Source organism: Actinomadura verrucosospora (genome assembly GCF_039540335.1).
In the GTDB taxonomy this organism is placed as follows: domain Bacteria; phylum Actinomycetota; class Actinomycetes; order Streptosporangiales; family Streptosporangiaceae; genus Spirillospora; species Spirillospora verrucosospora.
In genome coordinates this window covers 54,825-67,090 of sequence record NZ_BAABEV010000048.1, presented here as the reverse complement: position 1 = coordinate 67,090, position 12,266 = coordinate 54,825, and the positions used below count along the sequence as shown (strand labels likewise).

The 12,266-nt window shown below is 74.7% G+C and carries 15 protein-coding genes; 10 read left to right on the top strand and 5 right to left on the bottom strand.

Annotated features, from left to right (window positions below; translation table 11 throughout):
• Positions 1-256: 256 nt before the first annotated feature.
• Genes ABD944_RS35390 through ABD944_RS35380 form a run of 3 tightly spaced genes read left to right on the top strand, consistent with a single transcriptional unit; the run spans position 257 to position 2,554 of the window.
• Positions 257-1,459: a sensor histidine kinase gene (locus ABD944_RS35390; RefSeq protein WP_345184409.1), complete on the top strand. Its 1,203-nt coding sequence runs from the start codon at positions 257-259 to the stop codon at positions 1,457-1,459.
• Positions 1,440-1,868, top strand: a complete 429-nt coding sequence (locus ABD944_RS35385) for a pyridoxamine 5'-phosphate oxidase family protein (protein WP_345184407.1) — start codon at positions 1,440-1,442, stop codon at positions 1,866-1,868. Before ABD944_RS35390 ends, ABD944_RS35385 begins: the two co-directional genes overlap by 20 nt.
• A 20-nt stretch (positions 1,869-1,888) precedes the next feature.
• Positions 1,889-2,554, top strand: a complete 666-nt coding sequence (locus ABD944_RS35380) for a response regulator transcription factor (RefSeq protein WP_345184405.1) — start codon at positions 1,889-1,891, stop codon at positions 2,552-2,554.
• Here ABD944_RS35380 and ABD944_RS35375 read toward each other — a convergent pair.
• The gene (locus tag ABD944_RS35375; RefSeq protein ID WP_345184403.1) at positions 2,551-4,059 is read right to left on the bottom strand and encodes an MDR family MFS transporter; all 1,509 of its coding nucleotides are present in this window, start codon (positions 4,057-4,059) and stop codon (positions 2,551-2,553) included. The two genes, ABD944_RS35380 and ABD944_RS35375, sit on opposite strands and share 4 nt — an antisense overlap.
• An 83-nt stretch (positions 4,060-4,142) precedes the next feature.
• On the opposite strand from ABD944_RS35375, the gene ABD944_RS35370 reads away from it, so the two are divergent.
• The 4 genes from ABD944_RS35370 to ABD944_RS35355 all read left to right on the top strand — a co-directional run bounded on the left by ABD944_RS35370 (position 4,143) and on the right by ABD944_RS35355 (position 6,851).
• A complete protein-coding gene (locus ABD944_RS35370) occupies positions 4,143-4,598 on the top strand; it encodes a MarR family winged helix-turn-helix transcriptional regulator (protein WP_185024800.1) in 456 nt (151 codons plus the stop codon).
• A 148-nt stretch (positions 4,599-4,746) separates the two neighbouring features.
• Positions 4,747-5,877 carry a sensor histidine kinase gene (locus ABD944_RS35365; protein WP_345184400.1) on the top strand — a complete coding sequence of 377 codons (1,131 nt, stop codon included), beginning with the start codon at positions 4,747-4,749 and terminating at the stop codon, positions 5,875-5,877.
• Entirely contained in the window at positions 5,874-6,548 is a 675-nt protein-coding gene (locus tag ABD944_RS35360; RefSeq protein ID WP_345184398.1) for a response regulator transcription factor, read from the top strand. Before ABD944_RS35365 ends, ABD944_RS35360 begins: the two co-directional genes overlap by 4 nt.
• 90 nt (positions 6,549-6,638) lie before the next feature.
• Positions 6,639-6,851, top strand: a complete 213-nt coding sequence (locus tag ABD944_RS35355) for a hypothetical protein (protein WP_345184396.1) — start codon at positions 6,639-6,641, stop codon at positions 6,849-6,851.
• A 15-nt stretch (positions 6,852-6,866) separates the two neighbouring features.
• On the opposite strand, the gene ABD944_RS35350 is transcribed toward ABD944_RS35355, so the two are convergent.
• Positions 6,867-7,238, bottom strand: a complete 372-nt coding sequence (locus tag ABD944_RS35350) for a VOC family protein (protein ID WP_345184394.1) — start codon at positions 7,236-7,238, stop codon at positions 6,867-6,869.
• 110 nt (positions 7,239-7,348) lie between these two features.
• Positions 7,349-7,894 carry an AAA family ATPase gene (locus tag ABD944_RS35345; protein WP_345184392.1) on the bottom strand — a complete coding sequence of 182 codons (546 nt, stop codon included), beginning with the start codon at positions 7,892-7,894 and terminating at the stop codon, positions 7,349-7,351.
• 187 nt (positions 7,895-8,081) lie between these two features.
• On the opposite strand from ABD944_RS35345, the gene ABD944_RS35340 reads away from it, so the two are divergent.
• Positions 8,082-8,693, top strand: a complete 612-nt coding sequence (locus tag ABD944_RS35340; RefSeq protein ID WP_345184389.1) for a hypothetical protein — start codon at positions 8,082-8,084, stop codon at positions 8,691-8,693.
• 10 nt (positions 8,694-8,703) lie between these two features.
• Here the strand turns inward: ABD944_RS35340 and pdxR are convergent, their stop codons facing one another.
• Positions 8,704-10,092 (bottom strand): MocR-like pyridoxine biosynthesis transcription factor PdxR, encoded by a 1,389-nt coding sequence (gene pdxR / locus ABD944_RS35335; RefSeq protein ID WP_345184387.1) that lies wholly within the window; start codon positions 10,090-10,092, stop codon positions 8,704-8,706.
• A gap of 46 nt (positions 10,093-10,138) precedes the next feature.
• On the opposite strand from pdxR, the gene ABD944_RS35330 reads away from it, so the two are divergent.
• Positions 10,139-10,867, top strand: a complete 729-nt coding sequence (locus ABD944_RS35330; protein ID WP_345184385.1) for a phosphodiesterase — start codon at positions 10,139-10,141, stop codon at positions 10,865-10,867.
• 37 nt (positions 10,868-10,904) lie between these two features.
• On the opposite strand, the gene ABD944_RS35325 is transcribed toward ABD944_RS35330, so the two are convergent.
• A complete protein-coding gene (locus ABD944_RS35325; protein ID WP_345184383.1) occupies positions 10,905-11,450 on the bottom strand; it encodes a helix-turn-helix domain-containing protein in 546 nt (181 codons plus the stop codon).
• 73 nt (positions 11,451-11,523) lie between these two features.
• Here ABD944_RS35325 and ABD944_RS35320 point away from each other — a divergent pair, with 73 nt between their 5' ends.
• Positions 11,524-12,255: an aspartate/glutamate racemase family protein gene (locus ABD944_RS35320; protein ID WP_345184381.1), complete on the top strand. Its 732-nt coding sequence runs from the start codon at positions 11,524-11,526 to the stop codon at positions 12,253-12,255.
• The last annotated feature ends 11 nt before the right edge of the window (positions 12,256-12,266 follow it).

Below are 12,266 nucleotides of genomic sequence, written 5' to 3'. Positions count from 1 at the left end.
TGGGCCGCCCAGTTCGCCGGCGGCATCCTGGGCGCGCTCCTGCTGTGGGCGACCTTCTCCATGGCGGCCTCGCGCCGCCTCGGTGGTGTCGTCGTCATGCCCACAGACGCTAGGCACGCGAAGGCGCGGGCACACTGCGGGCAGCGGGCGGCCGCGGGGTGGGGACAGCCCCAGGACGCGTCCCGCAGACCAAAGTCGACGCGGCGCCGACCTGCGGCCACTGACGGAGGCGGTCGGCATGGCTACCGTGGGGCGGATGGACCTCCTGCGCCGGCCGTGGCGCGACTGGCTCGGCGACCTCGGCGCCGCCGGCGCCGCGATGGCGCTCGGCTGGGTGCTGCTCCAGGGCACGATCGACGACCTGCCCCCCGGGGAGACGATCCTGGTCCGGCGGGACGTGCTGATCGGCGCCGTCGCCTGCGTGTTCCTCGTCCTCTTCCGGCGCCGCCATCCGGTGGCCCTCGCGGTCGTGATGGTGTTCGCGCAGTGGGCGGCGACGACGACGCTCGGCACGGCGGCGATCGCGATGTACTCGCTGGCGATGCTGCGGCCCTGGCGGATCGCGCTGCCGATCGCCGGCGCCAGCCTGGCACTGATCATCGTGTTGTTCCGGTTCGCGTCGCCCGACGGGCAGTTCCTCCAGGGAAGCGTCATCTTCGCGCTGATCTACGCGGTCCTCGTGACGACGGGCATGCTGGTGCGGTCCCGGCGGCAGCTCATCGCCTCGCTGGAGGAGCGGGCCCGCGCCGCCGAGACCGAGCAGCGGCTGCGGGTCGAGGAGGCCCGGCTGCTGGAGCGCGAGCGGCTCGCCCGCGAGATGCACGACGTCCTCGCGCACCGCATCTCGCTGCTGGCGGTGCACGCGGGGGCGCTGGAGTTCGGCCCGGGCACGCCGGACGGGCAGCGCGAGGCCGCCGGGATCATCCGGCGCAGCGCCTACGAGGCGATGGAGGACCTGCGCGAGGTGATCGGCGTCCTGCGCGACGACGCGCCCGGCGCCGATCCCGAGCGCCCGCAGCCGACGCTCGCGGACGTCCCCGCGCTCGTCGAGGAGTCGCGGCGGGCCGGGGGCCGCGTCACGCTGGAGCGGAACGTCCCCGACCCCGGGATGGTCCCCTCCCGCGTGGGGCGGCACGCCTACCGGATCGTCCAGGAGGGGCTGACGAACGCCCGCAAGCACGCGCCGGGCGCGGACGTCCGGGTGTTCCTGGACGCGGGCGCCGAACTGGACGTCGAGATCGTCAACGCGATGCCCGCCGGCCCGCCCGCCCTGCCCCTCCCCGGCTCCGGCACGGGGCTGGTCGGCCTCGCCGAGCGCGTGGCGCTGCTCGGCGGGACCCTGGAGCACGGCCGCACCGGCGACGGGCGGTTCCGGTTGCGCGCCCGCCTTCCGCTGCGGGCCGCGCATGGCGCCGGTACCGGTGGGAAAGGTGATACTCATGGCAGCGAACTCCTCTGACGAGCCCGTCCTCGAAGAACTCGACCGCGCCGAGTGCATGAAGCTCCTCGCCGGCGGCACCATCGGCCGGGTGGCGTTCGACGACGGCGAGGGACCGACGGTCATCCCCGTGAACTACGCGGTCGAGGGAGACTCGGTGATCTTCCGCACATCCGCGGCGGGCCGGCTGACCCGCAACCTGCTGACGGCGGTGACCGGCGGGGAGGTCCGGGCGGCCTTCGAGGTCGACCGGTTCGAGGAGGCCCGCCACGAGGGCTGGAGCGTGCTGCTGCGGGGCGGCGCGCACCTTCTCTCCGAGGCGGAGAAGGCCGAGGTCGCGCAGGTCCGGCCGTGGCCCGGTGGCGATCGGGAGGCGTGGTTCCGGCTGGCGGCGTCGAGCGTCACCGGACGCCGCCTGCGCCGCGACTGAGCCGCCCGTAGGGTGGCGGGATGGACTCCCCTCCCGTCCGCGTCCTGATCGTCGACGACGACGCGCTCGTCCGGGCCGGCCTGTCGATGATGCTGGCGAGCGCCGGCGACCTGGAGGTCATCGCGGACGTCGCCGACGGCGCCGAGGTCGTCGCCGCCGTGAACCAGCACCGGCCCGACGTCGTGCTGATGGACATCCGGATGCCGCGGCTGGACGGGCTCGCGGCGACCGCGCTGCTGCGCGGCCGCCGCGAGCCGCCCGAGATCATCATCCTGACCACGTTCGACAGCGACGACCACATCCTGCGGGCGATGCGCGCCGGCGCGAGCGGCTTCCTGCTGAAGCACACCCCACCGCCGGAGATCATGCGGGCGATCCGCCAGGTCGCGGCGGGCGAGCCGATGATGTCGCCCGCGGTGCTGCGCAGGATGATGGCCTACGTCGCCGAGAGCGGCGCCGATCCGCGCCGGGCCCGCGCCCGCGGCCTGCTGGACCGGCTGAGCGACGGCGAGCGGGCCGTGGCCGCGCTCGTCGGCCGCGGCCTGACCAACAGCGAGATCGGCAAGGAGCTGTCGCTCAGCGTCGCCACCGTGAAGGCGTACGTGTCGCGGCTGCTGGCCAAGCTGGAGCTGAACAACCGCGTCCAGATCGCCCTCCTCGTCCACGACGCCGCGCTCGACGACTAGCGGTTCTCTGGGCCGCGCCGCGCCAGCGGGACGTGGCGGAGCAGCAGCGCCGCCGCCAGGCCCAGCACGGTGACGGGCAGCGCGGTGACGAACAGGGTGGAGAACGCGTCCGCGAAGGCCTCGGCGACGCCGTCGCGCACCGGCGCCGGGAGGGTCTCCAGGACCTCGGGGCGGACGGCGTCGCCGAACGCCGGGACCCGCCCGTCCGGGACCCGTCGCACGATCTCCTCGGCGAACCGGTTCGAGACGACGGCGCCGAAGACGGCCATCCCGGCGGCGGTGCCGAGCATGCGGCTCGCGAAGACGCCCGAGCTCGCCGCGCCGAGGTCGCGGTGCGGCGCGGCCTGCTGCGCGATCAGCATGACGACCTGCTGGGACAGCCCGGCGCCGAAGCCGAGCACCGCCATGTAGCAGCCCGCGGCGACCAGGCCGGTGCCGGCGTCCATGGTCGCCAGCAGCGCGATTCCGGCCGCGCTGACCGCCATGCTCGCGGCCGGGAGCCGGTGGTAGCGGCCGGTGCGGTGGATGTACTTCCCGGCCGCCATGGACGAGGCCAGGAGCGCGAGCATCATCGGCAGCAGGAGCAGGCCCGATCGGGTCGCGCCGACTCCCCCGACGACCTGGAAGAACATCGGCAGGTAGGTGGCGAGGCCGAACCCGGTGGCGCCGCCGACGGCCGCGACGGCGCAGGCCACGCTGAACGACCGGTCGCGGAACAGCCGCGGCGGGATGATCGGCTCGGCGGCCGTCCGTTCGGCGAGCGCCCACGCGGTGAACAGCACGGCCGAGGCCGCCGCCAGCGAGAGGACGACGGGCGAGCCCCACGCGTACCGTGTTCCGGCCCAGCTGGTGAACAGGGTGAAGCAGGTGACGGCGGCGCCGAGCAGGACGATCCCGGCGTAGTCGATCCGGGGCCTGCCCTGCGGCGCCGGCAGCCGGAGGAACAGCACGATCACGGCGGTGGCGGCGATGCCGAGCGGCAGGTTGAGGTAGAACACCCACCGCCACGACGCGTGGTCGGTGAGGACGCCTCCGGCCAGCGGTCCCGCGATGCTGGAGACGGCGAAGACGATCGCCGAGTAGCCCTGGTACCGGGCGCGCTCGCGCGGCTCGAACAGCTCGCCGGTGAGCGCGAACATCGAGCTCATCAGGCAGCCGGCCGCGGCGCCCTGGACGGCGCGGAACACGATCAGCCAGGTCATGGTGGGCGCCGCCCCGCACGCCGCCGATCCGGCGAGGAACCCGAGCAGGCCCGTCAGCAGGACGCGGCGGCGCCCGAACAGGTCGCCGAGCCGTCCCGACAGGGGGACGGTGACGCTGGTGGCCAGCACGTACGCCGTCGACACCCAGGCGAGCCGGTCGAGCCCGCCGAGGTCCCCGACGATCGTCGGCAGCGCGGTGCCGAGCACCGTCGCGTCCAGCGAGGACATGAGCCCGGCGAGCATGAGGCCGCCGAACACCAGCAGCCGGTGCCGGTCGGTCATCGGCGCGGTCGTCTCGATCACGCGCACCTCCCATTTCTATGCGTTAGACATATAGATGCTAAACACAGATAGATGAGTCGCGCAATCCATCTAGACTGGGCGCCATGAGCGACGAGGCGCTGGACGCCGTCGAGCGGAGCATGGTCAGGCTGCGCAGGGGCATGTCGCGGCAGCGGCTGGGCAAGGCGGCGATCCGCGACCACAACCTCCCCGTCGACGTGCAGGTCCTGCACGTCGTGGACATCGTGGACGAGGGTCCCGACCGGCCCGGCGAGGAAATGAGCGTCGGCCTGGTGGCCGCCCGCCTCGGCGTCGACGCCTCGCGCGGCAGCCGCATCGTCGCCGAGGCGGTCAAGTCGGGCTACGTCCGGCGGGTCGCCTCGCAGGAGGACGGCCGCCGCATCCATCTGGAGCTCACCGACGCCGGCAGGGCCGTCGTCGACGCCACCCGCCGCACCCGGCAGGAGCACTTCGCCAAGGCCATGAGCGGCTGGACCGACGAGGAGCGCTCCGCCTTCGCCCGCCTCCTGTCCCGCTTCGTCCACACCTACGAGGACTGACCGCTCGCGCGGCGGCGAGGGGCGCCGCGCGTCCTCCCCCGGTTGCGGGCGGACGGCGCCCGTCTACAACCCCGGTTGCGGGTCCGGCGCGAAGCGCTCGGCCTCGCGGAGGACGGAGCCGCGCCGGACCGGCGTCTAGGCTGACGGGATGATGGGTGGTCGCCTGATCCCGCCGGCAGGGCGCGTGCGGGACGCGGCCCTGGCGGGCGGAGTGCTCGCCGTGGTGGCCGTCAGCAGCCTGAAGTCGCTCGTGGGGCCGCGCGAGGAGCCGTGGGCCGCGACGGCGTTCGACTGGGCGCTGATCCTTTTCGCCTGCGGGGCGCTGTTCTTCGCCCGCCGGCGCCCGGTGGCCGTCGCGGCGCTCGTCCTCGTGGCCACCGGCGTCTACTACGTCGCCAGCCTGCACGACGGCGGGCTGATGATCGCGGTCATCGCGGCGCTGTACGCGGTCGCGGCCGCGGGCCGGCTCCAGGCCGCCGTCGTCCTCGCGGCGCTGACCGTGATCGCCACCGGCGCCGGCACCCTCCTCGGCAACCGCGACGTCAACGGCGTCGCCCTGTTCATGCTGACCGGATGGCTGGTGGCCGTGGTCGCGCTCGGGTGGGTGCGGCACAGCCGGATCGCCTACCTGCGCGAGGCCGAGCGGCGCGCCGCCGGCGAGGAGCGGCTGCGCATCGCCCGCGAGCTGCACGACGTCGTCGGGCACCACCTCTCGCTCATCAACGTCCAGGCCGGAACGTCGCTGCACCGTTTCCACCGGGACCCGGCGCAGGGCGAGGCGGCTCTCGCCGCCATCAAGGCGTCGAGCCGGGAGGCCCTGCGCGACCTGCGCGCGACCCTCGGGGTGCTGCGGCAGGCCGACGAGGAGGCGCCGACCGCGCCCCCGCCCTCCCTGGACGGGATCGGCGGGCTGATCGGGACGGCGCGGGCGGCCGGGCTCACCGTGCACGGCGGCGTCACCGGCGAGGCGGACCCGCCCACCGAGGTCGGCCTGGCCGCGTACCGCATCGTCCAGGAGTCGCTGACCAACGCCCTGCGGAACGCCGTCGCCGCGGAGGTCACCGTCAGCGTCGAGCGCGGGCCGGGCGCGCTGCTCGTCGGGGTCGCCGACGACGGCCGGGGCTCCCCCGCGCCGCCGGCGGGGCCGGGCAGCGGCGTCGACGGCATGCGCGAGCAGGCCCGCGCGCTGGCCGCCGAGCTGACGGCGGGTCCGCGGCCGGGCGGCGGCTTCCTCGTCCGGGCCCGGCTGCCCTACGGGAACGAGGCGCGCAAGCGATGATCAAGGTTCTGCTGGCCGACGACCAGGGCCTCGTGCGGGCCGGGTTCCGCTCCATCCTCGACGACGAGGACGACATCACCGTCGTCGGCGAGGCCGCGGACGGCGCGCGGGCGGTCTCCGCCTGCCGCGGGCTGCGCCCGGACGTGGCGCTGCTGGACGTGCGGATGCCCGGCATGGACGGCCTGGAGGCCGCCCGGCGGATCACCGCCGACCCGCGGCTCGGCGGCGTGCGGGTGGTGATCCTGACGACCTTCGACCTGGACGAGTACGTGTACGGGGCGCTGCGCGCCGGAGCCACCGGCTTCCTGCTCAAGGACACCGAGCCGGCGGAGCTGATCCACGCGGTGCGGGTGGCGGCGCGCGGGGACGCGCTGATCACCCCGTCCGTCACCCGCCGCCTCATCGGAGAGTTCGCCGGGCGCGCCCAGGCGCCCGTCCCCGGCCCGCGGCTCGACTCCCTCACCGTCCGGGAACGGGAGGTGATGCTGCTCGTCGCCGCCGGGCTCAGCAACGACGAGATCGCCGCCCGCCTCGTGCTCAGCCCCGCCACGGCCAAGACCCACGTCAGCCGCATCATGTCCAAGCTGGACGTGCGGGACCGCTCGCAGCTCGTCATCCTCGCCTACGAGTCCGGCATGGTCAGCCCGCGCTGGGTGCGACCACGGCGGTAGGCGCGCCGCCGGCCCGCAACCGGCGGGGTAGGGCGGAAGCCCGCCGCGGGCCGATGCGGCGGGGGCGGCCGCGTCCCGATCATGGGGACCATGAACCACACCGGCGCCATGATCGGGCTCGTGGTCGGCGGGGCCGCGGGCTTCCTGCTGACCGAGACCGTGGGAGCGTTCTTCACCTTCGTCCTGGACCGCACGCTCGACGTCGACGGCACCCCGCTCCTGCTCGCCGCCTTCATCGTCGTGCCGATCCTGTCCGCCCTCGCCGGCGCCTTCGCCGGCTCGCGTTTCCGGACCGGCCGGTGAGCCCGGCCCCGGCGGTCAGGTCAGGCGCGCCCGGAGCAGGCAGAACTCGTTGCCCTCCGGATCGGCCAGGGGGACCCAGCTCTCCTCCCCGGTCTGCCCGATGTCCACCGGCCGCGCGCCGGCGGCGAGGAGCCGCTCCAGTTCGGCGTCCTGGTCCCGGTCCGTCGCGTTCACGTCGAAGTGCAGCCGCAGCTTGCCGTTCTTCGGCTCGTCGCTGCGGCTGAGGATCAGCGTCGGCTGGAGCCCGCCGGACCCCTCCGGCGGGCCGATCTCGATGTCGCCGTCCTCCCGGTCCAGCTCCACGAACCCGAGCACCTCGCACCAGAACTCCGCGAGTCTCTCCGGGTCGCGGCAGTCGAGCACGAGTTCACTGATCCGGCACGCCACGGTCGGCCTCCACCAATCAAGATCGGATATCGGCTCCCACGCTCTCAGAGACCCGTGCGGGGCGTCGAGCGAAATGCCGCCGGCCGGCGGGAACGGTCCCGGGCGCCACCCTAGAGGCGCAGCCGCAGGCGGCCGGAGGCGAAGGCCTCGGCGACCCGGGCCTCGGTCCCGGCGGCGTCCTCGCCCGAGGTGTCGAGCACGTGGCGCTCCAGCTCGCCGAGGTCGGCGAACTGGTCCCACATCGCCAGGACGGGACGCCGATCCACCAGCGCACCGGGCGCCGTCCGGGCCTGCGCACGGGCGAGCGTGACGTCGCGATGCGGGCGAAGCGCCGCGTAGTGGAAGGGCACCGAGGGGTGCCGCGTCGCCTGCCGGCGGAAGTGGCCGAGCATCCAGGGGCCGACGATTCCGTCGACGACCGTGACGAAGCCCCCGCTCGCGTAGGTGAACGCCGCACCGGCGATGACGTCCATCACCGTCTCGTTCTGGGAGTGCGACGCCGGCTCGTACGGCGGGACCGCTCCGGCCACGATGCAGTGCCAGAAGTCGTCGGTGTGCAGGTGGACGGCCTTCTCCTGGCGGCGGGCGATCCGAGCCGCGACCGTCGACTTCCCCGCTCCGGGAGGGCCGGTCAGAACGAGAACGCTGCTGGGCACATGATCACCCTAGCGGCGGGCGGCGGGCGGCGGGCGGCCCGCGCCCATGCCGGATCGCGGAGGGTGACGGTCGCAGGCCAGATGTGGGTCGCGGAGTCGCCAGACAGGCGCAACCTCACGGTAAGTGACCAGAACGTCGCACTCGGGAATGGGGAGCGTGACGTCGATCCCCCGAGAGGAACCGCATATGCCGGCTCAGCGCCTGGTCCAGGGACAGCCCCCCACCCGCGAGCCCGTCCTGCTCGTCCACCAGGTGTCGGGCACCTTCCTGCAGAGCGAGAACCAGTCGACGACGACGCTCAACGACGAGGTGCAGAACGAGAACCACTGGCCGCTGCCGTCCGACAAGACGGCGCAATGGCGGCTGTACGAGATCCGGTTGCGCGGCGGGCGCTCCGTCCACCTTGTGGAGCACCAGGTCAACGAGCACGTCCTGACGTTCCGTCCGGGGCCCGGCCCCGGAAGCATCCCGCAGCTGTCGCCGATCCTGACCGCACGGGAAGGGCGGACGGGCAGCCCGCTCCAGCACTGGAGGTTCATCCCCGTGCCGGGCACCGGCGCCAACTACTGGGGGATCGTGCCTGACCAGTACCCCGCCTACGCCCTCGGTCTCTACAACAACCACGTCGCCGACGACCAGTGGGTGGTGCCGACCCCGACGTGGGGCGGGCCTCCGACGCTCTTCCACGCGTGGTCGGCCGTCCCCACCACCATCCCGGCAGGAGACATCGAGGAGGAGGACGCGTGGCTGGTCGGCGAGGACGAGGGGGCGGCGCCCGAGCCGCGCACGAACATGTGAGCGGCGCGGGTCACGCCGGGGCGAGCACGGCGCAGAGGGCGTCCAGAGCGGCCGGGTAGGCGGCGCCGACCGGGGTGCTGTAGCCGACGACGAAGCCCTGGGGGCGGTCGCCGGGGTCCTGCCAGTGGTCGCGCAGAGGCATGAGGGCGAGGTCATGGAACGCGGCGCGGCGCATGACCTCGCCCTCACCCTGTCCGCCGTCCGGGAGCATGACCAGGGCGTGCAGCCCTGCGGCGACCCCCTGGACCCGGACCCCGGGGGCGCGGTCGCGCAGCGCCGCGACCAGGAGGTCGCGGCGGCGCCGGTAGCGCAGGCGGGCGGCGCGGACGTGCCGGTCGTAGGCGTGGGTGCCGATGAGGTCGGCGAGGACGAGCTGCGCGAGCGACGGGGTGTGGGCGTCGGCGAGGCGCTTGGCCTCCGCGAAGGGCTCGACCAGGTGGGCGGGCAGGACCAGCCAGGCCAGGCGCAGCGCCGGGGCCAGGGTCTTGGACGAGGTGCCGCCGTAGACGACGTGGTCGGGCGCCGTCCCCTGCAGGGCCCCGACCGGCTGGCGGTCGTAGCGGAACTCGCCGTCGTAGTCGTCCTCGACGATCGTGCCGCCGGCCTCGCGGGCCCAGGCGGCGAAGGCGCGGCGGCGGTCCGGGGGGAGGGTAGCGCCGGTCGGGTACTGGTGCGCCGGGGTCAGCACGGCCGCGCCCGCCGGGCCGAGCGGTCCCGGGAGCGCGCCCCGCTCGTCCACGGGCAGCGGGACGACGGCGAGCCCGGCGCGCCGGACGATCGCGCGGTGGAACGGATGCCCCGGCTCCTCCATCGCCATCGAGTGCGTTCCGAGGTCCCGCAGGACGGAGGCGAGGAGGCCGAGGGACTGGGCGTACCCGGACGTCACCACGATCCGGGAGGGGTCGGCGTGCACACCCCTGGCCCGGCCGAGGTATCCGGCCAGCGCCTCGCGCAGCTCGCGGCGGCCGCGCGGGTCGCCGAGCGCGTGCACGTCGGGCGGGGCGGACGCCAGGACGCGGCGCGTCGAGCGCAGCCACGCCGTGGAGGGGAACGTGCTCAGGTCGGGCCGCCCGGGCAGCAGGTCGTGCGCCGGCGCCTCGGCGGACGCCGGCTCCGCGGGCGCCGGCGCCGGCGCGGGCCCGGCCGCGACCCGCGTCCGCCCGCCGGGGACGGCCGTGAGATAGCCCTCGGCCGTCAGCTGGTCGTAGGCGGCGCTGACCGTCCCGCGCGCCAGGCCCAGCTCGGCGGCCAGCGCGCGGGTCGAGGGGACGACGTCGCCGGGGGCCAGGCGCCGGGACCTGACGGCCTCCCGGAGGGCGCGTTCGAGTCCGGCGCGGCGGCCGCCCGAGGGGTCGACGTCCAGATGCAGGTCGACCGAACCGGTCCATTCTCCGCGCATGGAACTGGATCTTAATCCTGGTCCGGTCGGGTTCTAGATTCGCACCATGATTGTTCTCGCGCAGCTCAGCGACACCCATCTGGACGGCGGCGACGGCCGGGCCGAACGCGCGGCCCGGGTCATGGACCACCTGAACGGCGTGCCGGTCGACGCCGTCCTCGTCACCGGGGACATCGCCGACCACGGCGAGCCCGCCGAGTACGAGCAGGCCCGCAAGGTCCTCGCGTCGGGGCATCCGGTGCTGACCTGCCCCGGAAACCACGACAGGCGCGGCCCGTACCTAGAGTTCCTCCTGGACGAGCCGCCGGGCGACGGCCCGGTCAACCGCGTCCACGAGATCGGCGGGGCCACCTTCCTGATGTGCGACTCGACCGTCCCCGGCGAGGCCCACGGGCGCCTCGACGACGAGACGATCGGGTGGCTCGACCGGCGGCTCGCCGAGGCGCCGGACGCGCCCGCGTTCGTCTGCTTCCACCACCCGCCCGTGAGGCTCCAGATCCCGTACGTGGACGGGATCCGGCAGTTCGGCGAGCGGCGCCTGGCCGAGGTGGTCCTGCGGCACCCGCAGGTCGTGGCGATGCTGTGCGGGCATGCCCACACGGCCGCGGCCACGACCTTCGCGGGACGGCCCCTCCTCGTCGCCCCCGGCGTCGTGTCCACCCTCCGGCTGCCGTGGCAGCAGGGCGACATCGCCGACCTGACCGCTCCCCCGGGCGTCGCCTTCCACGTCCTGGACGACGACGGCCGGCTGAGCACGCACTACCGCACCTTCTAGGGCGCGGCCGGGGCGCCGCTTCCCGCCCCGGCCCGGACTAGAGGTGCTCCATCAGGAAGACCGCGACCGTGCCGGGCGCCAGCGCCTCGAAGACGTGCGGGGCGTCGCCGGGGTAGGCGAGGTAGTCGCCGGGTCCGAGCTCCAGCGGCCCCGACGCGGGCCCGGCCACGGCGCGGCCGGCGCTGAGGACGACGTGCTCGGTGGTGCCCGGCGGATGCGGGTCGGAGACCCTCGGCTCGCCCGGCTCCGCAGTGACGCGGTAGAGGTCGCGGCGCGCGTGCGGCGGGGACGACGCCAGCAGCGTCGCCGTGTAGTCGGCCCGGTCGGAGTGCGCGGCCGGCCCCTCCCCCGCCCGGATCACCCGGACGGCCTGGCGCGGCGGGTCCACCAGGCGGCTGAAGGGCACGCCCAGGGCCGTCGCCAGGGCCCACAGCGTCTCCACACTCGGGTTCCCGGCGCCCGACTCCAGCTGGGAGAGCGTCGACTTGGCCAGGCCCGCGCGCCTGGCCAGCTCCGTCTGGGACACCCCGGCGCGCTCGCGCTCCCGCCGGATCGACGCCGCGATCACCGCGATCACATCCACTCGCCCGCTCCCACCCTCCGAAGGTAGTGTTCACTGTACTGGACGATTGTTCGCTACAACGAACGGACTGAGCATGAGGCACCTCGGCATCCTCGCCCACAGCGCGGAAGGCGCCGCGCTGTGCTTCCGGACCTTCTGCCAGGAGGGCTTCCGCGAGCTGGGCCCCGACGACCACCCGGACGTGACGCTCGACCTCATCGCGCTCGCGCGCAGCATGCCCTCGTGGGACGCCGGTGACCACGCCCCGATCAGGGAGATCCTGGCCGAGAGCGCCCGGCGGCTCGCCGCGGCGGGCGCGGACTTCTTCGTCTGCCCCGACAACACCGCGCACCTGGCCCTCGAACACCCCGGCGCCGACCTGGCGCTTCCCGGCCTGCACATCGTCCAGGTCGTCGCCGACCAGGCCGCCCGCGACGGCCGCACGCGCGTCGGCGTGCTCGGCACCCGCTACACCATGGACGGGCCGCTCTACCCGCGCGAGCTGGCCGCGCGCGGCATCGCCGCCGAGGTCCCGGACCCGGCCGACCGGGAGACCGTCGACCGGATCATCTTCGACGAGCTGGTCAACGGGGTCTTCACCGAGGACTCGCGCCGCGAGTACGTCCGGATCATCGAGCGCCTCGCCGCACGCGGGTGCGACGCGGTCGCGCTGGTGTGCACCGAGATCCCGCTCCTGGTCACGCCCGAGGCGTCGCCGCTGCCCACGCTCGACTCCACCCGCCTGCTGGCCCGCGCCGCCTTCGACGTGGCCGCGGACCGGCGCCCCGTCCCGGCCTGGCGCGGCGGACGCTTCGACGCCCGTTGAAACGACCCGCC

Coding starts and splice junctions, on each gene's coding strand:
- ABD944_RS35390 (WP_345184409.1), top strand. CDS start 257: ATGGACCTCCTGCGCCGGCCGTGGCGCGACTGGCTCGGCGACCTCGGC.
- ABD944_RS35385 (WP_345184407.1), top strand. CDS start 1,440: ATGGCAGCGAACTCCTCTGACGAGCCCGTCCTCGAAGAACTCGACCGC.
- ABD944_RS35380 (WP_345184405.1), top strand. CDS start 1,889: ATGGACTCCCCTCCCGTCCGCGTCCTGATCGTCGACGACGACGCGCTC.
- ABD944_RS35370 (WP_185024800.1), top strand. CDS start 4,143: ATGAGCGACGAGGCGCTGGACGCCGTCGAGCGGAGCATGGTCAGGCTG.
- ABD944_RS35365 (WP_345184400.1), top strand. CDS start 4,747: ATGATGGGTGGTCGCCTGATCCCGCCGGCAGGGCGCGTGCGGGACGCG.
- ABD944_RS35360 (WP_345184398.1), top strand. CDS start 5,874: ATGATCAAGGTTCTGCTGGCCGACGACCAGGGCCTCGTGCGGGCCGGG.
- ABD944_RS35355 (WP_345184396.1), top strand. CDS start 6,639: ATGAACCACACCGGCGCCATGATCGGGCTCGTGGTCGGCGGGGCCGCG.
- ABD944_RS35340 (WP_345184389.1), top strand. CDS start 8,082: ATGCCGGCTCAGCGCCTGGTCCAGGGACAGCCCCCCACCCGCGAGCCC.
- pdxR (WP_345184387.1), bottom strand. CDS start 10,092: ATGCGCGGAGAATGGACCGGTTCGGTCGACCTGCATCTGGACGTCGAC.
- ABD944_RS35330 (WP_345184385.1), top strand. CDS start 10,139: ATGATTGTTCTCGCGCAGCTCAGCGACACCCATCTGGACGGCGGCGAC.
- ABD944_RS35320 (WP_345184381.1), top strand. CDS start 11,524: ATGAGGCACCTCGGCATCCTCGCCCACAGCGCGGAAGGCGCCGCGCTG.